Origin of the sequence: Cryobacterium sp. MP_3.1 (assembly GCF_035984795.1) — a bacterium.
In the GTDB taxonomy this organism is placed as follows: domain Bacteria; phylum Actinomycetota; class Actinomycetes; order Actinomycetales; family Microbacteriaceae; genus Cryobacterium; species Cryobacterium zongtaii.
The window spans coordinates 1-20,043 of the sequence record NZ_JAXCHV010000014.1; the positions used below are offsets into that span (position 1 = coordinate 1).

The following is a 20,043-nucleotide window of genomic DNA, read 5'->3' on the forward strand; positions in this document are numbered from 1 at the left end:
TTCTCACCCGAAGACGGGTTTCCACTCGTTAACGAAGACACGGTCGTTGCAACTCCCAGAAGTACGGGGTGTTGCAACGACCGCTAGAACCCAAGGAGCGTTTCGGGGCTTTTCTCACGGTTCGCGCAGGCTAAGAGACCTTGCGGGAGACACGACGGGCGGCGAGCTCGTCGGACGGGTCAGCGGTCTGGGTGTCGAGTTCGACGAGGGTGGTTTCCACCTCGCGCAAGACCTTGCCGACGGCGATGCCGAAGACACCCTGGCCGCGGCTGACGAGGTCGATGACCTCGTCGTTGGAGGTGCAGAGGTAGACGCTGGCGCCGTCGCTCATGAGGGTGGTCTGAGCCAGGTCGTTGACGCCTGATTCGCGCAGCTGGTTGACCGCGGTGCGGATCTGCTGCAGGGAGATGCCGGTGTCGAGCAGACGTTTGACGAGCTTGAGTACCAGGATGTCGCGGAAGCCGTAGAGCCGCTGCGATCCGGAGCCGGCCGCGCCGCGAACCGTGGGCTCCACGAGTTCGGTGCGGGCCCAGTAGTCGAGCTGGCGGTAGCTGATACCCGCGGCGCGCGCCGCGACGGCCCCCCGATAGCCGGAGTTCTCGTCGAGCTCGGGCATCCCGTCGGTGAAGAGCAGCCCCTGACCGTACCGAGACGAATCATCTCGGGGATTGAGTTCACTCATACAGAACGCCTCTCGGGGGTGGATGCGAACCTTCAGGCCGCACTTCAACGTTAGCGAGACCGACGGCCCCTACCGATGACATCCGCCCGAACGTGTCGGCGTGTCGAGAGAACGCTGGTTCTCGGTGCGTTGAACTTTCAGTCTACGACTTATTTGGTCAGGCGGCCCAGGGCGGAGCGGATCAGGCTGCCACGGATCACTTCGAGCTGCCCGGCGATCTCCACGGCCATTTCGGCCGCCTTGGCGCGGCTGGAGGCGTCCTTCCGGCGGGCCAGCGGAACCAGGGCGCTCTCGATCAGGCCGAGCTCGCGTTCAGCCGCACCGCGGAAGCCGCGGAGGTGCCTGGGTTCGATCCCGCTCTGCTGCAGGTCGACCAGGGCGCGGAGCACCTTGAGGGCGTCGTCACCGTAGTGTTCGGCGGGCACGATGATCGACGCCGTGACGGCGTCGTGCAGAAGAGTGGAGGAGGCTCCGGACTCGCGCAGGAGGTCCTCGCGGGTGAAGCGGCGCGCGATCACAAGCATGCTCGGACCGGGCGCCCCGCCGCCGGGAAGAACCGGTGACAGGCCCGCATCGAGGTCATCGAGGTAGGCGCGGATCACCTTCAGCGGCAGGTAGTGGTCGCGCTGCATCGACAGGATCAGGCGCAGCCTGTCCACGTCGCCGCCGTTGAACTTACGGTAGCCGGACTCCGTGCGTGCCGGGGAGACAAGCCCCTGTTCCTCAAGGAACCGCAGTTTGGACGGGGTCAGGTCAGGGAATTCCGGTGTCAACCGGGCCAGGACCTGGCCGATACTCAAGAGTGACGTCGCGCCCGGCAGTCTGGCCTGGGCGGAGGACGCCGACACTAGTCGCTCGCCAGGTGAACGAGGTCGAGCCGCGAGGCGTAGAACGTGAGGCGGAATTTGCCGACCTGAACTTCGGATCCGTCGGTGAGGACGGCCAGGTCGATGCGTTCGCCGTCGAAATAGGTGCCGTTGAGCGATCCCAGGTCTTTCACCTGGAAGATGCGGCCGTTGCGCAGGAATTCGGCGTGGCGACGCGACACCGTGACGTCATCGAGGAAGATGTCGGCATTCGGGTGTCGTCCCACCGTCGTGACATCGGCATCCAGGAGGAAACGCGCACCCGAATTGGGACCGCGGCGCACCACCAGGAGCGCCGACCCTGAGGGCAGTGCCGCGATGGCCTCCTGCTCCTCGACGGTGACGTTGGCGTCGAGCGCGGCCAAGGACGCCGCGAACTCCTGGCTGAACGTCATCGTCGTATCGACGTTGCCCGTGGCATTCTCAGGCGCCACCTTACGCACGGGTTCTTTCTTGTCGTCGGGATCGACCACGGTGCACCTCCTACTGGGTAAATCGTATCGGATGGAACGGACCTTCAAGCGCGCGGAAGCCGAATCACCCGAACCGTTTCAATCGCGTAGATGACCCCGGCCCACCAGTAGAGGTAGGCGCCCCAGAGACCGAACGCCCAGCCGACCGGCTGCGACCACCAGGACAGCTCCGGGAACGCCTGGCCGAGCATGATCATCGGGAGGGCATAAAAGAGGCAGAACGTGGCCACCTTGCCCAGCTCATGCACAGGGAGCGGGCCGAAACCGTGGTTGGCCAGCACAACTCCCAAGCCGAGCAGGAACACATCGCGACCGACGACGACGGCAACGATCCACCACGGCACCAGATCGCGAAAGGCGAGCCCGACGAGTGCGGCAAAGATGTAAAGCCGGTCCGCGGCCGGGTCGAGCAGTTGGCCGAGCCGGGTGATCTGGTTGAACCTTCGCGCGATCACGCCATCGAGGTAGTCGGTGAGGCTGGCCACCGCGAGGACCAGGAGCGCCCAGGCGTCCTCCCCGCGCACCAGCAGGGTGAGGAAGACCGGGACCAGCGCCAGTCGGAGGAAACTGAGCAGATTCGGCACCGTCAGCACCCTGGAGCTGAGCTGAGGTGGAACGGGCCCGGTCACGACACGAGTCTATCGAGCGGCCACGGAAGAGGCTCAGGCTTCTTTCCTGGCGGCGGGCTTCTTCGTGGCGGCCTTGGTCTTGGCGGCACCGGTCTTGCTGGCACCGGTCTTGCTGGCACCGGTCTTGCTGGCACCGGTCTTGATTGCTGCGGTCTTGGCGGCACCGGTCTTGGCGGCGCCTGCCTTGGCGGCACCGTCCCCGGACCGGCTGCGGTCGACGCTGCGGCGCAGCGCCTCCATGAGGTCGAGCACCTCTCCCCCGCCGGCCTCCTCGTCGGCGCCGCCGAAGGTGGCCTCGGTGTCGATCGCGTCACCCTTCTCGAGCTTCTCCTCGATGAGGCGGCGCAGTTGGGCCTGGTACTCATCGGTGTAGTCGCCCGGGCTGAAATCGGCGGCGAAGGAGTCCACCAAGGCCGCGGAGAGGTCCAGCTCCCGGTCGGAGATCTTCACGGCCTGCTCGAGCGCCGGGAACTCGGCCACGCGCACCTCGTCGTCCCAGAGCAGGGTCTGCAGCATCAGAACGCCCTCGCGCACCCGGAGTGCGGCGAGCCGCGTTTTCTGCCGCAATGCGAAGTGCACGATGGCGGTGCGGTCGGTCTGCTCCAGAGTGCGGCGCAGCAGCACGTAAGCCTTGGGTGAGGAACCGTCCGGTTCGAGGAAGTAGCTGCGGTCGAACATGATCGGGTCGAGCTGGTCGCTGGGCACGAATTCGACGACGTCGATCTCGCGGCTGCGCTCCTCGGGTAGGGACTTGAGGTCGGCATCCGTGATCACGACGGTCTTGTCGCCGTCGGTGAAGGCCTTGTCGATGTGCGCGTAGTCGACGACCTTGCCGCAGACCTCACAGCGGCGCTGGTAGCGGATGCGTCCGCCATCCGCATCGTGCACCTGGTGCAGTTCGACGTCGTGGTCTTCGGTGGCGCTGTAGACCTTGACCGGCACGTTGACCAGCCCGAACGTGATGGCGCCCTTCCAGATTGATCGCATCGTTCGTCCTCCAGAGCCCAGTACACACCCGTCCTATGGGGTGAGGCTAGACCGGCGGGCGGGCGTGGAGCAAGCTGGGCACATGGCAACTGGCGCGGGGGCTGCGGGGAATGGCGCTGTGAGCGCCGACGGCGCCCAGCGGGAGGTCGTGACGGTGGGCGGCCGACGGGTCACCCTCACCCATCTGGACAAGGTGATGTACCCGGAGACCGGCACCACCAAGGCCGACATCCTGGGCTACTACGCGGCGGTCGCGGATGCGCTCATCCGCCATGCGCGGGACCGGCCGGCGACCCGCAAGCGCTGGGTGCACGGCGTGGGCACCCCCCAGGAGCCCGGGCAGGTGTTCTTCCAGAAGAACCTGGCCGAGGGCACGCCGGACTGGGTGGAGCGCCGGGAACTGGCTCACAAGGCGCGCACCACCGTGTACCCGCTGGTGAACGACCTGGCCACCCTCACCTGGCTCGCCCAGATCGGCACCCTGGAGATCCACGTGCCGCAGTGGCGGTTCGACGCGGCGGGCGCCCCGGCCCGCCCCGACCGGCTGGTGCTGGACCTGGACCCCGGCGAGGGCGTCGGCCTCGCCGAGTGCGCGGAGGTGGCCCGGTGGGCCAGGGCGCTGCTGCTGGACATGGGCCTGGACACCCTGCCGGTGACCAGTGGGAGCAAGGGCATCCACCTGTATGCGGCGCTGGACGGCAGCCACACCTCGGAGCAGGTGGGCCAGGTGGCGCATGAACTCGCGCGGGCATTGGAAGCGGACCATCCTGGCGAGGTTCTCAGCGCGATGACCCGGTCGCTGCGGGACGGCAAGGTCTTCGTGGACTGGAGCCAGAACAGCGCGAACAAGACCACCATCGCGCCCTACAGCCTGCGCGGACTGCTGCGGCCGCTGGTGGCGGCACCGCGAACCTGGCGGGAGCTGGAGTCGCCCGGACTGGAGCAGCTGGATTACCGGCAGGTGCTGAAGCGACTGGAACGACGCCCGGACCTGCTGGGCCCGGTGGCGGACGCCATCGACGCGGGCGCGAGCTCGGCCTCACGGACCGAAGAGGACCGCCTGCACCAGTACCGCAGCAAGCGCGACGCCCGGCGCACCCCTGAGCCGGTGCCGAGGGCGACACCGCCGGCGCCCGCCGGTGGCGGCGGGGCTTCGTTTGTGATCCAGGAGCACCACGCCAGGGCCCTGCACTTCGACCTGCGCCTGGAACAGGGCGGCGTGCTGGTGTCGTGGGCGCTGCCCAAGGGCGTGCCCGTCGACCCCACCCGCAACCACCTGGCCGTGCACACCGAGGACCACCCGCTGGAGTATCTCGAGTTCCAGGGTGATATTCCGGTGGGAGAGTACGGCGCCGGCACCATGTCGATCTGGGATTCCGGTACCTATTCGCTGCAGAAATGGCGGGACGATGAGGTGATCGTCACCCTGCACGGCCGACCGGACGGCGGTCTGGGCGGTGCCGAACACGAGTTCGCGCTCATCCGGACCGGCGGTGCGGAGTCGCGCAACTGGCTGATCCACCTGATGAAGCCGAAACGATCGGTGCCGGCCGGCTGGGGTGCCACCGAGGCCCGATACTCCCCCATGCTCGCCAGGCTGGGCAGCCTCCGCGAGCTGTCGGCGGAGTCCGACTGGGCCTACGAGATGAAGTGGGACGGCATCCGGATGCTGGCCTACCTCGACGGCGACGGGAAGGTGCGCTTCCTCACCCGGAACGGCAACGACGTGACGGCGTCCTTCCCCGAGCTCGTTGACGACCTGCGAACGGCCGTGGGAACCGGCGGCGCCGTGCTCGACGGCGAGGTCGTGGCCCTGGACACCACGAACCGGCCCGACTTCTCCCTGCTGCAGACCAGGCTCGGGCTCACCGATGAGAGTGATGTGCGCCGAGCGCAGCGGCGGGCCCCCGTGCACTATTTCGTCTTCGACCTGCTCGAGAACGACGGCGTGGCTCTGGTCGACCAACCGTACGCGGAGCGCCGGGCAGCCTTGGAGGCCGGTGTGACGCCCACCGGAACCGTGCAGGTGCCGCCGTCCTTCTCCGGCGATGCCGCCACGGTGCTGGCCACCAGCCGGCAACTCGGCCTGGAGGGACTGATCGCCAAGGAGACCGGCAGTACCTACTCGAGCGGACGCCGCACCGACCGCTGGGTGAAGATCAAACACGTCAGGGCACAGGAGGTCGTGATCGGCGGCTGGCGGCCCGGAAACGGGCACCGCGGCGACACCTTCGGCTCGCTTCTCGTGGGCGTGCCGACGGCGGGCGACTCCGCCCGGCTGCGGTACGCCGGGCGGATCGGCACCGGCTTTCGCGACCGCGACCTCACCAGCCTGCGCCGCCGGCTCGACGAGCTGCCCACGACGGACACCCCGTTCGACGACGTTCCGTCGGAGGAGGCGTCCGACGCCGTGTGGGTGCGCCCGGTGCTCGTGGGCGAAGTGGAGTTCGCCGGGTGGACCCCGGCCGGCCGGCTGCGGCACCCGAGCTGGCGGGGCCTGCGCCCAGACAAAGCGCCCAGCGATGTGGTGCTGGACGAGGAGCTGCCGCCGGACGCGGTGCCGGATGCCGCGGTGGCGAGTACCGCCGTGCCGGAGGGGACGGCGCCCCGATGACCGCCGCCGCATCCGCCCTGCTGGTGTGCCTGAGCCTGTGTGCGGCCGCCATCGCCACAACCTGGCTGCTGTCGGTTCTGACCCGGGAGTACTCCTGGGTGGACCGGGCCTGGTCGGTGCTGCCGCCGGTGTATCTGTGGGTGTTCGCCGTCGCCGGCGGGCTCACCGATCCCCGGCTGGTCGTCATGGCCGTGCTCGGCACACTGTGGGGCCTGCGACTGACGTTCAATTTCGCGCGGAAGGGCGGCTACCGGCCCGGCGGTGAGGACTATCGGTGGGCGGCGCTGGGGCGCCGGATGAGCCGGCGCCGGTTCGCCCTGTTCAACCTGGTCTTCATTTCCGGCTACCAGAACCTGTTGCTGCTGCTCATCACCCTGCCGGCGTGGATCGGGCTGCAGCACCCTCAGACACCGTTCGGCGCTGCCGACCTGGTCGCCACCGTGCTGTTCCTCGCCTTCCTCGCCGGGGAGACCGTGGCCGATCAGCAGCAGTGGGACTTCCAACGCTCCCGCGCCGTGCTCCGTGCGCGGGGCGGGGCCGACCCGGGGTTTCTGCGGAGCGGACTGTTCAGGTTCTCCAGGCATCCGAACTACTTCGCTGAGATCGCCCAGTGGTGGGTGATCGCCGGCTTCGGCGCCATCGCCGCCGGCACCTGGCTGCAGCCGGGTGCGCTCGGCGCGGTGTTGCTGACCCTGCTCTTCGTGGGATCCACCGCCTTCACCGAGAGCATCTCGGTCTCCAGGCATCCCGGCTATCGGGCCTATCAGCGCGAGGTCTCGGCCCTCGTGCCGTGGCCCCCGCGCCGACCGGCGGCCCACTCGGTGGGCGCATCCGCCGGCGACGGCCCGGTCAGACCAGGCGGTCCCTGAGCGCGGGCCAACTGGCCGCGAAACCGGGATGCAGCGGCAGCTGCTGCACCTCGGCCGGCGCCACCCAACGCAGCGCGATGCTCTCCGTGTCACTGATGATCGGGTCGAACGGTTCCAGCGCCCGGACGACCACCGTGGTGTACGACCAGAAGCCGAGGTCGACCACCGAACTGAAGCTCAGCCTGAGCAGGTGCGCGGGAACACCGGCCTCTTCGCCGGCCTCCCGGATCGCGGCGTCGAGGGCGCTCTCGTTCTCGTGCCTGGCGCCGCCCGGGACTCCCCAGGTGTCGCCCTGATGGCTCCACAGGGCACGGTGCTGCAGAAGGACACCGAGGTCGGGATGGTGCACGAGCAGACCGGCCGCCCCGTACCGGCCCCAGAACCTGGCACCGTCGGGGCCGTAGACCCACGCATCACCGCTCCCGCTCATAACTCAAGCATGCCGCACCCGCCAGGGAACATCATCCGCGCGCCGGGTAAGATCGAGCCAGGCGGACACCTCGCCGCCCCTCCCAAAGGACTTACGAGCATGACCTCTTCCACACCCGCCACCGCACTCGACGCCGCCGGCCTGGCCCGCTATATCGACCACACCCTGCTGAAGCCCGAGGCCACCCAGGCCGACGTGGCCGGCCTCATCGCCGAGGCCGTCGAGCTCGGTGTCTACTCGGTCTGCGTGTCGCCGTCGATGTTGCCGCTGACCCTTCCCGCGGATGCCGACCTCAAGGTCGCCGTGGTCTGCGGGTTCCCGAGCGGCAAGCACGCCAGCTCGATCAAGGCCGCCGAGGCCGCCCTGTCGGTGTCGCAGGGCACCGACGAGGTCGACATGGTCATCGACATCGGTGCGGCCAAGGCCGGCCGATTCGATCTCGTCGAAGCCGACATCAGCGCCGTGCGCGCCGAGATCCCCGCACCCCTGATCCTCAAGGTGATCATCGAGTCCGCCGCCCTCACCGACGACGAGATCGTCGGCGTGTGCCGCGCGGCCGTGGCCGCCGGCGCCGATTTTGTCAAGACCTCGACAGGGTTCCACCCGGCCGGCGGCGCCACCGTGCACGCCGTGCGCCTGATGCGCGAAACCGTCGGCGATGCCCTCGGCGTCAAGGCCTCCGGCGGGGTGCGCAGCCACGCCGACGCTCTCGCCATGATCGAGGCCGGCGCGAGCCGCCTCGGCGTGTCGGGCAGCAAGGCCGTGCTCTCCGGCGCAGCCGTCGAGCCCTCGGCCAACCCCGCCGCCTACTAGCGGTACCCGGGCCTGACCCCGCCACGAGCGTCGTGGCGCGGGTTAGCCCCGGCGGCACGTGGCAATCGCGGCGGCCTGCGTTCTATCCCGGGCCGTCGGAGATACCACGTGCCGCGAGCAACAACCTGTGCCATCGGAGACGACCCGTGCCGAAGGAACCGTGCGACACGGGTCACAAAGCGCGCGGCTAGACCGAGACGATCGTGTGCACGGGTGCGCCGCTGATACGGCTACGCCCGTCGAGCTCGGCCAGTTCGAGCACCACGCCGACACCGATCGTCAGGTAGCCGGCCCGTTCGATGAGGCGCGCGGTGGCCGCGACGGTGCCGCCGGTGGCCAGCACATCATCCACGATGAGCACCCGGGACCCGGCGGGCAGCTGCCCGACCTCGAGTTCGAGGCGTGCCGAGCCGTACTCCAGGTCGTACTCCTCCGTCAGCACCGTGCCGGGGAGCTTTCCGCCCTTGCGTACCGCGAGGACCGCGCACTGCGCGGCGTAACCGATCCCGGCCGCGAGCAGGAACCCACGGGCCTCGATGCCGGCCACGGCGTCGAACTGGCCCCGGTAGCGCTCGCTCAGGTCATCGATGATCGCTCGGAAGGCCACGGCATCGGCGAAAACCGGGTTGAGGTCACGGAACAGGATCCCGGGTTGGGGGAAGTCCGGATACGAGGCGAGAAGGGTGTGCACGTGCTGGGCGGCGGGAATAATCACGTACTCCAGGGTACCGCCCGGCTTCGTCGCTCCTCGGCCAACGGCAGCCACCGGAACCCGAGAGTCAGGGTGCGGTGGGGGCGTCGGCGTCTGGCGCGGCCGAGTCGGCCGGCTCGTCCATCGCTCCGCTGAGCTCGTCGAGGAAACGCACCACGGCGAGCTGCTCCGGCGCGGTGAGCTTCTCGGCGGCCGCCAGCATCCTCTGGTGTGCAGCTCCCAGGGTGCGCCGCATCTCGTCGTGAGCGCGCCGGGTGGCGTGCAGCACTTGCGCCCGCCGGTCGCTGGGGTGCGGCTCCCGGCGCAGCCGACCGGATGCCTCCAGCCGGGAGAGCAGCTTGGCCGTGGCGGCCGAGGTGATGCCGAGAACGGCGCTGAGGTCCTTCGGGCCGATCGGCTCCGAGCGCTCCTCCGCCGCGATCAGGTGCCGCAGGGCGACCAGGTCGGAGTCGTTCATGTCCATGTCGGAGCGCGCCCGGATGCGCATCGCCACGTCGGCCGCGCGGAACCTGCGCACGGCGCGGAGCACGTCGACCGCGGTGGCCGGTTCCCCGCCGGCGCCGGCGGCGGCATCCGGGTACCAGTACGCGTCGGAACCGAGTCGACTCGGCTCGGCGGCGGGTACGACGGCGGGAGGCATAGGCACCATGCTAGCCTCGAATATCGCTAACTCGGTTAGGTACTTTTTCGGGTATCTTGGCTGCACGAGAGGAAGTCCCGTGATGCACACAGCAGAACACACGATCGAATTCGACACCATCGAATCTCGGCACGCCGCCCCTGCCGACGATCTGGTCGTTCTGCTGGACGAGGAGGGTCGTGAGATCGGCACCGCCGCCAAGAGCAGCGTGCACGGCGCGGACACCTCCCTGCACCTGGCGTTCTCCTGCTACGTCTTCAACGATCGCGGTGAGGTCCTGGTGACCCGGCGGGCACTGGCCAAGAAGACCTGGCCCGGCGTCTGGACCAACTCCTTCTGCGGCCACCCGGCCCCGGCCGAAACTCTCACCGACGCCGTGCACCGGCGCGCCGACTTCGAACTGGGACTCGACATCGACCGCATCGACCTGGCCCTGCCCCTGTTCCGCTACCGCGCGACCGACAGCAGCGGCATCGTCGAGAACGAGGTGTGCCCGGTCTACCTGGCGCGGGCATCCGCGGATCCGGTGCCCAACCCCGACGAGGTCATGGAATTCACCTGGACCCAGCCCGAGACCCTGCGGCGCTCGGTGCTGGCCAGTCCGTTCGCTTTCAGTCCCTGGATGGTGTTGCAGATGCGCGAACTGGAGACCTTCCGTGCATGAGATCGTGACGCTGGGCGTCGAAACCGAACTGCACAGGTTTTTCGCCGCGGCCCGGTTGCGCGCCAGCGACTACGGCGACCACTACGTCGCGCTCTGGGATTCCCTGGACCAGGCCAGCCGCGGCGGCAAACGGGTCCGCCCCGCCCTGGTGCTGGCCGCCTACGACGGCTTCGGCGGCACCGACCGCACCCTGTCCACGCCCGTCGCGGTGAGCTTCGAGCTCCTGCACACGGCGTTCCTGATCCACGACGACGTGATCGACCGCGACCTGTCCCGCCGCGGTATGGCCAACATCGCCGGCCGGTTCACCGAACGTGCCATCGCGCACGGTGCGGCAACCGGGCAGGCCGAGGCCTGGGCCGCCACAGCGGCCATCCTCGCCGGCGACCTGGCCCTGAGCGAGGCGCATCGCGCGCTGGCCCTGCTGCCGGTGCCCGCCGAACTGCGCGGCCGGCTGCTCGATCTGCTCGACCGGGCCGTGTTCGTTTCCGCGGCCGGCGAACTCGCGGATGTGACCAACACCGTCAGCCGGGACCCCCTCACGATCGACCAGGTGGTCACCACGCTCGAACACAAAACGGCGATCTACTCCTTCGAGGCTCCCCTGCAGGCCGGCGCGGTCCTGGCCGGCGCGCCGGAGGAGGCCATTGACGCCCTCGGCCGGTTCGGGCGCCTGATCGGTGTCGCCTTCCAGCTCACCGACGACCTGCTGGGCGTGTTCGGCGACCCCGCCAGCACCGGCAAGAGCGTCCTCGCGGACCTCCGCGAGGGCAAGCAGACCGCCCTGATCGCGCACGCCGGCGCCACCGACCGGTGGCCCCTGATCGCGCCGTTCCTGGGCAAGGACGACCTCACCGAGGCCGAGGCCGAACTGGTGCGCGGGCACCTCCGCGACTGTGGGGCCCCTGACACCGCGGATGCTCTCGCCCGCGAGTACGCCAGCCGTGCGGTTGAGGCCCTGCAGGGCCCGCTCATGCCCGACGAGCTGCGCGCCACCCTCACCCAACTCGCCCTCAGCGCCGTGACGCGGCAGAAATGAGCCGCGACACGGCCGGTTCCCTGGTCGGCGCGGAGACGACGGGCCTGGACAGCTACAACGCCGCCGCGCTGGCCAGCGCGAACACGGTGATCGCCCAGTACTCCACCTCGTTCGGCCTGGCCGCCCGACTGCTCGCCCCGGCACGGCGCGACGAGGTGCGCAGCATCTACGCGCTCGTGCGCATCGCCGACGAGATCGTCGACGGCGCCGCCAGCGGGGCGGGCATCGACCTGGCCGGACAGCGCGAGCTGCTCGACGATCTCGAGCACGAAACCGAACGCGCGATGGCGCGCGGCTTCAGCACCAACCTGGTGGTGCACGCGTTCGCCGTCACCGCCCGCCGGGTCGGCATCGACCCGGCCCTGACCCGCCCGTTCTTCTCCTCGATGCGTCGAGACCTCGACCCGGCCCCGTTCACCGAGACGGGTGTCGCCGAGTACATCTACGGGTCCGCGGAGGTCGTCGGGCTGATGTGCCTGCGCAGCTTTCTGCGCGAGTCCCCTCGGACGCCGCAGGAGCAGGCCGTCCTCGAACACGGTGCCCGCAGCCTCGGCGCCGCGTTCCAGAAGGTGAATTTTCTGCGCGATCTGGCCGCCGACCGGGATGCGCTGGGGCGCAACTACTTCCCGGGTATCGACCTCACCCGGCTCACCGAACCGCAGAAGAACCTGCTGCTGGACGATATGGATGCCGACCTCGACGCCGCCGCGCGGGTGCTGCCGCTCCTGCCTCCTGGCAGCCGCCGCGCCGTCACCGCCGCCCACCGGCTATTCGCCCGGTTGTCTGCGAAACTGCGGGAGACCCCCGCCCAGAGTTTGATGAGCACCCGTATTCGGGTGCCGGATCCGGAGAAACTGATGATCGCCCTCTCGTCCTCGCTCGGCCCGCAGGCGTGGCGACGGTGAGCGGCCAGGCCCGCCCAGCGCCGACCGGAAACGCGCCGACCAACGCGCCGACCAGGACAGTGGTGATCGGCGGCGGCATCGCTGGCCTGGCCAGCGCGGCGCTCCTGGCCAAGGAGGGCCACCAGGTCACTTTGCTTGAGGCCCACGACACGCTCGGCGGCCGGGCCGGCTTCTGGGAGGCCGACGGTTTCCGCTTCGAGACCGGTCCGTCCTGGTACCTCATGCCGGAGGTGTTCGAGCACTTCTACCGGCTGATGGGCACGAGCGCGGCCGAGCAGCTGCAGCTGACCCGTCTCGACCCCGGCTATCGGGTGTTCTTCGAATCGGACACCGAGCCCGTGGATGTGCGCGCGGAGCGGGCCGACAACATCCGGCTGTTCGAGAGCCTCGAACCCGGTGCCGGCGCCCGCCTGGAGAAGTACTTGGCCAGTGCCAAGGAAACCTACGACATGGCCGTGGACAGGTTCCTGTACACGAGCTTCGCCTCGTTCAAGCCTCTGCTGGTGCAGGACGTGCTCTCCAGGATGGGCCGGCTCGGCCGCCTCCTGCTGCAGCCGCTGGATAAATTCGTTGCCGGCTACTTCCGCGACCCGCGCATCCGCCAGATCCTCGGCTACCCGGCAGTGTTCCTCGGCTCCTCGCCCGACCGGACCCCGTCGATGTACCACCTGATGAGCCACCTCGACCTGGCCGACGGTGTGCTCTACCCGCAGGGCGGCTTCAGCCGGCTCATCCAGAGCATCGTGGACCTGGCCCGCGCGGAGGGCGTCACCATCGAAACCGGTGCCACCGTGCAGGCCATCCGCAGCGGGCCCACCCCTGTCGGCCGGCGCGCCAAGGCGGCCGTCGAGGGCGTCACCTACACCAACGCGGCCGGCGAGACCGTGCGACTGGATGCCGATCTGGTCGTCTCGGCCGCCGACCTGCACCACACCGAAACCGAACTGGTGGAACCCGCCAAGCAGACCTACCCGGAGCGCTGGTGGCAGAAGCGCACCTCGGGCCCCGGGGCCGTGCTGGTGCTGCTCGGCGTGAGCGGCGAGCTGCCCAAGCTCGCCCATCACACCCTGTTCTTCACCGAGGACTGGGCCGACAACTTCGACCGCATCTTCGGCACGGAGACCTCGGTGCCCAACCCGGCGTCGTTCTACGCCTGCCTGCCGAGCGCGACCGACCCCGGGGTGGCGCCCGACGGTGCCAGCAACATGTTCCTGCTCATCCCGGTGCCCGCCGACACCGGCATCGGCCACGGTGGCATCGACGGCGCCGGTTCGGCCGGTGTCGAGGGCATCGCGGATGCCGCGATCGGCCAGCTGGCCGAGTGGGCCGGCATCCCCGACCTCGCCGAGCGCATCCTGGTGCGGCGCACCATCGGGCCGGCCGACTTCGCCGACGACCTCAACTCGTGGAAGGGCGGGGCGCTGGGACCGGCGCACACCCTCAAGCAGAGCGCGTTCTTCCGGGGCACCAATGTGTCCAAGCACATCGACGGCCTGTACTACGCCGGTGGCACCACCATCCCGGGCATCGGCCTGCCGATGTGCCTGATCAGCGCCGAGATCCTGCTCAAACGGATTCGTGGGGACGTGAGTACCGGGCCGCTGCCCGAGCCCCTGGCCGTCGTTCTGCACTGATGCTGGGTTTCGCGTATCTGCTTGCCCTGCTGGTGTCGTTGACCGGGATGGTCGTGCTCGACCGCCGGTTCGGCCTGTTCTTCTGGCGGGCGCCCCGCGCCGCGGCCGTCGTGCTCGCGTCGGGGGTGCTGTTCTTCCTGGCCTGGGACCTGGTCGGGATCGGTACCGGCATCTTCTATCGCGGCGAGACCGTCTTCATGACCGGTCTGCAGGTGGCCCCCGAGCTGCCGATCGAAGAGGTCTTCTTCCTGACCTTCCTCTGCTACCTGTTCATGAATGCCCTGCAGGGCGCGCGGATGCTGCTGGAGCGACGGCGCCCCGCATGAGCTACCTGGCGCTGAACACGATCTTCCTCGGCCTCGCGGCCCTGGCGGCTGCCGCGGCCCTGTGGCGGCGGCCGGCCTCCAGACGGCTCTACGCGGCATCCGGGCTCGCCCTGGCCGCCGTGCTCGTGCTCACCGCGGTCTTCGATAACATCATGATCGGGGTGGGGCTCGTCGCGTACGACCCGGCCCTGATCTCCGGAGTGTTCGTGGGAATCGCGCCAGTGGAAGACTTTGCGTATCCGGTGGCCGCGGCCCTGCTGCTTCCGGCCGTCTGGTCGCTGCTCGGCGGCGACACCCGGCCGCCCATACGCCGCCGGACCACCCCACGATCGGAGCAGGACGAATGACCGAGTCGATTCCCCCCACCGGCGCCGCGGCGACCGGACTCGGCCACACCTTCCGGCAGGTGCTGCTGTCGTCCCGCCCACTGAGCTGGATCAACACGGCCTTCCCGTTCGCCGCCGCCTACGTCGTCACGACGGGCCGCGTCGACGCGCTGCTGGTGGTGGGCACCCTGTTCTTCCTGATTCCCTACAACCTGCTCATGTACGGCATCAACGACGTCTTCGACTACGAATCCGACCTGCGCAACCCCCGGAAGGGCGGCGTCGAAGGCGCCATGCTCGAACAGAGCCTGCACCGCACTGTGCTGGTCTCGGGCGTCGCGACGGCGGTGCCGGTACTCCTGCTGATGCTCGTGCTCGCCGGTGCGAACCCCGGGTCCTGGCTGGTGCTGGCGATCAGCCTCTTCGCCGTGGTCGCCTACTCGGCACCCCGGCTGCGGTTCAAGGAACGGCCGGTGCTGGACTCGGTCACCTCGAGCATCCACTTCGTGAGCCCGGCCGTGTACGGCCTCGCCGTTGCGGGCGCCCTGGTCACGCCGGACCTCGTCGCGGTGCTGGCGGCCTTCTTCTTCTGGGGCATCGCCAGCCACGCCTTCGGTGCCGTGCAGGATGTCGAACCCGACCGGCAGGGCGGCATCAGCTCGATCGCGACGGCGTTCGGTGCCGCGCAGACCGTGCGCCTGGCCATCGGTTTCTGGCTGCTGGCCGGGGTGCTCATGCTGGTCACCGACTGGCCGGGGCCGCTCGCCGCACTGCTGGTGATCCCCTACGTTCTCGCCGCCTGGCCGTACCGGTCGATCAGCGACGCCGAGTCCGAACGGGCCAACAACGGCTGGAAACGGTTCCTGCGGCTGAACTTCTTCACCGGTTTCCTGGTGACCATGTTGCTCATCCTCTGGGTCGTGCTGCGCTGACCCTGCGCCCCGGCCCGCGTAGAGTCTAGGCATGGAGTTGAGCAGTGCACGGGTGGACAGCTGGGCCTGGGCGGTGCGGATGTACAAGACCCGCTCGCAGGCCACGGCGGCCTGCCGGGCCGGGCACGTTCGGGTGAACGGGGAACGGGCCAAGTCCGCTCAGTCCATCAAGCCCGGCGACGAGGTGCGAATCCGGGCCAACGGGTTCGACAGGGTTCTCGTGGTGTCGCGGATCATCGTCAAGCGGGTGGGTCCGAGCGTGGCCGCCGAGTGCTTCGTGGACAACACGCCGCCACCGCCGCCGCGCGAGGAGCTGGCCCTGGTGCCTATGCGCGACCGCGGCGCCGGCCGGCCCACCAAGCGTGAGCGCCGCGAGATCGAGGAGCTGCGCGGGCACTGACCGGCCGGGCCGCCCAGCCAGGCCGGGTCACGGCGCGCTGCCGTCCTCGGTGTCGGCCGGCAGCCGCACGGGCGGCACCAGGGTGCCCACCTCACTGCGCACCCACCAGACGTGTTCGGCCCGGCGTTCAGCCGGCGTGCTGAACCTGTACAGGAACAGCCGGGCACGCACATAGCGCGGCGGCGCCGCGGCGAACGGATTGTGCGCGAGCATCCGCAGGGTGGCGCGGTCGCCCTGCAACAACCGGGCCAGGAATACCTCGAACCACCGGGACTCGCGTGACCCGAGGGCCAGGAACCACATCAGCCAGTCCAGCCGCAAGTGGTACGGCGCGAACTGCCCCGGCACCCTGGCCACGTCACCGGGCTTGCCGCGGAACTCGTAGGCCCGCCAGGCCGTGGGGTCCCGCGGGTCGTCGGAGTCGCTGCCCTCGACGACCACCTCAAACCGCTCCTTCGTGACGGTGCCGAACGCACCGTAGGCGTTCACCAGGTGGAACGGGTTGAAGCTCGCGTTCATGAGCTGACGGCGGCGCAGCAGGTTGCGGGCCGGCCAGTAGCTGAGCACCAGCAGGCCGAGGGTCACGGCGAGCACCACAACCACGAACCACGCCGGCTGCTCCCCCGCCACGGCCGCCGGCTCCGGCGCGCGCAGGGCCGGCACGAACAGCCCGCCGACCCATCGGAAGGCGGCGTCGTCGACCGCCGCGGCGGCCAGCACGATGGTGATCCAGTTCAGCCAGGCGAAATTGCCGGTGAGCACCAACCAGAGCTGACTGAGCACGATGACGCCCGCCGCAACCGAGGCCACGGGCTGCGGAGCGAACAGCAGGAACGGGGCGATGAGCTGCACGGTGTGGTTGGCGAGCACCTCGCCGCGATGGAACCACCGGGGCAGGTGGTGCACGAACCAGCTCACCGGGTTGGGCATCGGCTGGGTCTCGTGGTGATAGAACAGGGCCGTGAGGTCACGCCATTCCCGCCCGCCGCGCAGTTTGATCATTCCGGCACCGAACTCCAGCCTGAACACCAGCCAGCGCAGGAAGAACAGGACGGGCAGCGGCGTGGCGACGTCGGCAGAGCCCAGGAACGCCACGACGAAACCCGCCTCGACCAGGAGACTCTCCCAGCCGAACCCGTAGAAGGTCTGCCCCACGTTCACGATCGACAGGTAGCCGGCGAAAAGCAGCAGGAACACGATCATCACCAGCCAGGCCGGGCCCAGTTGCGGCAGACCCAGCACCACGGCAGCCGCCAGGACGATCCCCGACCAGGCGACCAGGCGACACAGCCGGTCGGAGTAGCGCCAGTGGAACAGGCTGGGGGCGCGGCCGAACGGCACCCGCGCGACAAAATCGCGCACCGGCAGCAGCCCGTTGTCACCCAGGAGGGCCGGGAACTGGGCCAACGCCGAGGAGAACGCGACCAGGAAGACAGCGGCGATCCCCCGTTGCAACACCTCGCGTGCGATGTCGTAGTCCCCGGTGCCGAACCAGTCCATGGTGCAGTTCACCCTAGGCTCGGGCGGCCGCTGCCTCAATGTGAGAAGTGCTTGACTTCGTCGACTAAACCGGTATAGGTTTGGCCCTAAACCGGTTCAGGCATCCGCGGATGCGGGCCGGTCGCCATCAACGAGGAGGCCCCGTGGAGTCCACCCAGGATTCGGTCAAGAGCTCCACCAAGGTGACCATTGCCGATGTGGCCAGGGAGGCCGGGGTCAGCAAGGGCCTCGTCTCGTTCGCGCTCAATGACCGGCCCGGCGTCGCGGCCGACACCCGCGCCAGGATCCTCCAGGTGGCCGAGGCCCTCGGCTGGACACCGTCGCTGCGCGCCAGGTCGCTCTCGTCGAAGCGGTCTTTCGCGCTCGGCCTGGTCATCGCCCGTGACCCGGAGGTGCTCGGGTCTGACCCGTTCTTCACCTCCTTCATCGCCGGTGTCGAGACCGTTCTCGCCCCGGAGGGACTCGCTTTGGTGCTCAGCGTTGTGCCCGACGAGGAGACCGAGCTGCAGACCTACCGCACCCTGGTCACCGACGGCCGTGTCGACGGGGTGTTCCTCAGCGACCTGCGCATCGACGATGCGCGCATCCAGTGCCTGGCCGATCTCGGGCTGCCCACGGTCACCCTCGGCCGGCCCGACCAGCCCAGCCCGTTCCCGGCCGTGTCGATCGACGACACCCACGGCATCGCGGAATCGGTGCGCCACCTGGCCGGTCTCGGCCACCGGCGCATCGCCCACGTCGCCGGCAGCCCCGCCATGCTGCACGGCAGCCGGCGGCAGGAGGCCTTCACCGGCGCCATGCGAGCGGCCGGTCTCGGGGACGGCCAGATCGTGGAGACCGACTTCTCGATCGCCGCCGGCGCCGACGCCGCACGCCGGCTGCTCAGCCAGCCCGAACCGCCCACCGCCATCGTCTTCGCCAACGACCCGATGGCCATCGCCGGCATCGGGGTGGCCCAGGAACTCGGCATCAGGGTGCCGGAGGATGTGTCGATCACCGGGTTCGACGACATCGAATTCGCCCGGTACGTGTACCCGGCGCTCACCACCGTCGGCGCCACTCCCCTGGTCTGGGGCCGCGCGGCCGCCGCCACGCTCCTCCGGCTCATCCGCACCGGAAGCGCCGACGACGTCGACCTTCCCGCCGCCCGGCTGATCATCCGGGGCTCGGCAGCCATTCCGGCACCCCGCTAGTCGTCACACCTGCACAGAGCCTTATCAACGACACACCATGCCGCAGCAGAGCCGCTGCGGATTCATGAATGGAGAAGGAAATGCACAGCAGCACCACAAGACCGCACCGCAGTGCGCGAGCAACCCGGCGACTCCTGGCCGCCGCCGCCACCTCCGCGGCCATGATCGTCACCCTGGGCGCCTGTTCCAGCGGCGGCGACTCCGGTTCGGCCACGGAACGCGGCGACATCACCATCTGGTATTCGAACAACGAGAACGAGGTCATCTGGGGCAAGGCGATGGTCGACGCCTGGAACGCCGACAATCCCGATGAGCAGGTCAAGGCCCAGGAGATTCCGGCCGGTAAGAGCAGCGAAGAGGTCATCGGCGCCGCCATCACGGCCGGCAACGCTCCGTGCCTGGTCTTCAACACCGCACCCGTTGCGGTGCCGCAGTTCCAGAAGCAGGGCGGCCTCGTCGACCTCAGCAGCTTCGAGGACGGCGACTCGTACATTGAAGAACGCACCGGCGACCTGGCCGACCAGTACCAGAGCGACGACGGCAAGTTCTACCAGATGCCGTGGAAGTCCAACCCGGTGATGTTGTTCTACAACAAGGACCTCTTCGCCGCGGCCGGGCTCGACCCGGAGAACCCCGCGCTGGGCACCTACGAGGAGTTCACCGCCACCGCACGCACCCTGGTCTCCAGCGGCGCGGCGGAGTACGCCATCTACCCCTCGCCCACCAGCCAGTTCTTCCAGAGCTGGTTCGACTTCTACCCGACCTACGCGGCCGAGACCGACGGCACGCTTTTCGTCGAGGACGGCGAAGCCACGTTCAACTCTGACGAGGGCGTCGCGGTCGGCGAGTTCTGGAAGACCCTCTACGCCGAAGGCCTCGCGGGCAAGGAGCAGTACCAGGGTGACTCGTTCGCCGACGGCAAGGCGGCCATGTCCAGCGCCGGCCCCTGGGCCGTGTCGGTCTACAAGGATGCCGTGAACTGGGGAGCGGTCCCGTTCCCGACCAGCGCCGGCGTCGCCCCCGAGGAGGCGTACACCTTCAGCGACGCGAAGAACGTCGGCATGTTCACGGCCTGCGAGAACCAGGCCACCGCCTGGGACGTGCTGAAATTCGCCACCAGTGAGGAGCAGGACGGCCAGCTCCTCGAGCTGACCGGCCAGATGCCGTTGCGTGCGGACCTGACCGAGGCCTACCCCGACTACTTCGCGGCCAACCCGGCCTACGAGCAGTTCGGTGACCAGGCATCGCGCACGGTCGAGGTACCCCAGGTGGCCAACTCCGTCGCCGCCTGGCAGGCATTCCGGGACGCCTGGACGAAGAGCGTCATCACCGGTGAGGGAGACATCCAGGATGCCTTCGACGCCGCGGCCGACAAGGTCAACGAATTGATTGCGCAGCCGTAACCCCTG

General features: G+C 69.1%; 22 protein-coding genes. 13 read left to right on the forward strand and 9 right to left on the reverse strand.

The genetic code is table 11. The features are described 5' to 3' along the window. Positions 1-130: 130 nt before the first annotated feature. The 5 genes from RCH12_RS10485 to ku form a co-directional block, all read right to left on the reverse strand. Positions 131-682 (reverse strand): MerR family transcriptional regulator, encoded by a 552-nt coding sequence (locus tag RCH12_RS10485; RefSeq protein ID WP_088456040.1) that lies wholly within the window; start codon positions 680-682, stop codon positions 131-133. A gap of 149 nt (positions 683-831) precedes the next feature. Further along, positions 832-1,530 (reverse strand): transcriptional regulator FtsR, encoded by a 699-nt coding sequence (gene ftsR / locus RCH12_RS10490; RefSeq protein ID WP_088456039.1) that lies wholly within the window; start codon positions 1,528-1,530, stop codon positions 832-834. Beyond that, complete coding sequence (locus RCH12_RS10495; RefSeq protein ID WP_088457974.1) at positions 1,530-1,943, reverse strand: FHA domain-containing protein; 414 nt, start codon at positions 1,941-1,943, stop codon at positions 1,530-1,532. Before RCH12_RS10495 ends, ftsR begins: the two co-directional genes overlap by 1 nt. 122 nt (positions 1,944-2,065) lie before the next feature. Continuing rightward, positions 2,066-2,650 (reverse strand): CDP-alcohol phosphatidyltransferase family protein, encoded by a 585-nt coding sequence (locus tag RCH12_RS10500; protein ID WP_327016827.1) that lies wholly within the window; start codon positions 2,648-2,650, stop codon positions 2,066-2,068. 33 nt (positions 2,651-2,683) lie between these two features. Beyond that, on the reverse strand, positions 2,684-3,637 hold the full coding sequence (gene ku / locus RCH12_RS10505; RefSeq protein ID WP_327016828.1) for a non-homologous end joining protein Ku: 954 nt from the start codon (positions 3,635-3,637) through the stop codon (positions 2,684-2,686). An 82-nt stretch (positions 3,638-3,719) separates the two neighbouring features. Between ku and RCH12_RS10510 the strand changes: the two genes are divergently transcribed. Further along, entirely contained in the window at positions 3,720-6,251 is a 2,532-nt protein-coding gene (locus RCH12_RS10510) for an ATP-dependent DNA ligase (RefSeq protein WP_327016829.1), read from the forward strand. Then, entirely contained in the window at positions 6,248-7,120 is an 873-nt protein-coding gene (locus RCH12_RS10515) for a DUF1295 domain-containing protein (RefSeq protein ID WP_327016830.1), read from the forward strand. The genes RCH12_RS10510 and RCH12_RS10515 overlap by 4 nt, the downstream gene beginning before the upstream one ends. On the opposite strand, the gene RCH12_RS10520 is transcribed toward RCH12_RS10515, so the two are convergent. Beyond that, on the reverse strand, positions 7,101-7,550 hold the full coding sequence (locus tag RCH12_RS10520; RefSeq protein ID WP_088456035.1) for an NUDIX domain-containing protein: 450 nt from the start codon (positions 7,548-7,550) through the stop codon (positions 7,101-7,103). The two genes, RCH12_RS10515 and RCH12_RS10520, sit on opposite strands and share 20 nt — an antisense overlap. Positions 7,551-7,649: 99 nt before the next feature. On the opposite strand from RCH12_RS10520, the gene deoC reads away from it, so the two are divergent. Then, positions 7,650-8,363, forward strand: a complete 714-nt coding sequence (gene deoC / locus RCH12_RS10525) for a deoxyribose-phosphate aldolase (RefSeq protein ID WP_103431698.1) — start codon at positions 7,650-7,652, stop codon at positions 8,361-8,363. 187 nt (positions 8,364-8,550) lie between these two features. Here the strand turns inward: deoC and RCH12_RS10530 are convergent, their stop codons facing one another. Continuing rightward, positions 8,551-9,078: an adenine phosphoribosyltransferase gene (locus RCH12_RS10530; protein WP_103431697.1), complete on the reverse strand. Its 528-nt coding sequence runs from the start codon at positions 9,076-9,078 to the stop codon at positions 8,551-8,553. Positions 9,079-9,142: 64 nt separating this feature from the next. Then, positions 9,143-9,715, reverse strand: a complete 573-nt coding sequence (locus RCH12_RS10535; protein WP_327016831.1) for a MarR family winged helix-turn-helix transcriptional regulator — start codon at positions 9,713-9,715, stop codon at positions 9,143-9,145. Positions 9,716-9,797: 82 nt separating this feature from the next. On the opposite strand from RCH12_RS10535, the gene idi reads away from it, so the two are divergent. Genes idi through RCH12_RS10575 form a run of 8 tightly spaced genes read left to right on the forward strand, consistent with a single transcriptional unit; the run spans position 9,798 to position 15,941 of the window. Next, on the forward strand, positions 9,798-10,379 hold the full coding sequence (gene idi / locus RCH12_RS10540) for an isopentenyl-diphosphate Delta-isomerase (RefSeq protein ID WP_103431695.1): 582 nt from the start codon (positions 9,798-9,800) through the stop codon (positions 10,377-10,379). Continuing rightward, positions 10,372-11,418 carry a polyprenyl synthetase family protein gene (locus tag RCH12_RS10545; protein ID WP_103431694.1) on the forward strand — a complete coding sequence of 349 codons (1,047 nt, stop codon included), beginning with the start codon at positions 10,372-10,374 and terminating at the stop codon, positions 11,416-11,418. The genes idi and RCH12_RS10545 overlap by 8 nt, the downstream gene beginning before the upstream one ends. Further along, positions 11,415-12,323, forward strand: coding sequence for a phytoene/squalene synthase family protein (locus RCH12_RS10550; RefSeq protein WP_103431693.1), 909 nt, complete (start codon positions 11,415-11,417; stop codon positions 12,321-12,323). Before RCH12_RS10545 ends, RCH12_RS10550 begins: the two co-directional genes overlap by 4 nt. Then, entirely contained in the window at positions 12,320-13,957 is a 1,638-nt protein-coding gene (crtI, locus tag RCH12_RS10555) for a phytoene desaturase family protein (protein WP_327016869.1), read from the forward strand. The genes RCH12_RS10550 and crtI overlap by 4 nt, the downstream gene beginning before the upstream one ends. After that, entirely contained in the window at positions 13,957-14,283 is a 327-nt protein-coding gene (locus RCH12_RS10560; protein WP_423739413.1) for a lycopene cyclase domain-containing protein, read from the forward strand. The genes crtI and RCH12_RS10560 overlap by 1 nt, the downstream gene beginning before the upstream one ends. Then, entirely contained in the window at positions 14,280-14,630 is a 351-nt protein-coding gene (locus tag RCH12_RS10565) for a lycopene cyclase domain-containing protein (RefSeq protein WP_327016832.1), read from the forward strand. The genes RCH12_RS10560 and RCH12_RS10565 overlap by 4 nt, the downstream gene beginning before the upstream one ends. Further along, positions 14,627-15,541: a prenyltransferase gene (locus tag RCH12_RS10570; RefSeq protein ID WP_103431691.1), complete on the forward strand. Its 915-nt coding sequence runs from the start codon at positions 14,627-14,629 to the stop codon at positions 15,539-15,541. The genes RCH12_RS10565 and RCH12_RS10570 overlap by 4 nt, the downstream gene beginning before the upstream one ends. A gap of 31 nt (positions 15,542-15,572) precedes the next feature. Continuing rightward, positions 15,573-15,941, forward strand: coding sequence for an RNA-binding S4 domain-containing protein (locus tag RCH12_RS10575; RefSeq protein ID WP_088456025.1), 369 nt, complete (start codon positions 15,573-15,575; stop codon positions 15,939-15,941). Between the two features lie 27 nt (positions 15,942-15,968). Here RCH12_RS10575 and RCH12_RS10580 read toward each other — a convergent pair whose 3' ends face one another. Further along, on the reverse strand, positions 15,969-17,441 hold the full coding sequence (locus tag RCH12_RS10580) for a lipase maturation factor family protein (protein WP_327016833.1): 1,473 nt from the start codon (positions 17,439-17,441) through the stop codon (positions 15,969-15,971). Between the two features lie 143 nt (positions 17,442-17,584). On the opposite strand from RCH12_RS10580, the gene RCH12_RS10585 reads away from it, so the two are divergent. Both RCH12_RS10585 and RCH12_RS10590 read left to right on the forward strand, forming a co-directional pair. Further along, entirely contained in the window at positions 17,585-18,634 is a 1,050-nt protein-coding gene (locus tag RCH12_RS10585; RefSeq protein ID WP_243399201.1) for a LacI family DNA-binding transcriptional regulator, read from the forward strand. An 80-nt stretch (positions 18,635-18,714) separates the two neighbouring features. Further along, positions 18,715-20,037: an extracellular solute-binding protein gene (locus RCH12_RS10590; RefSeq protein WP_103432111.1), complete on the forward strand. Its 1,323-nt coding sequence runs from the start codon at positions 18,715-18,717 to the stop codon at positions 20,035-20,037. Positions 20,038-20,043: the final 6 nt, after the last annotated feature.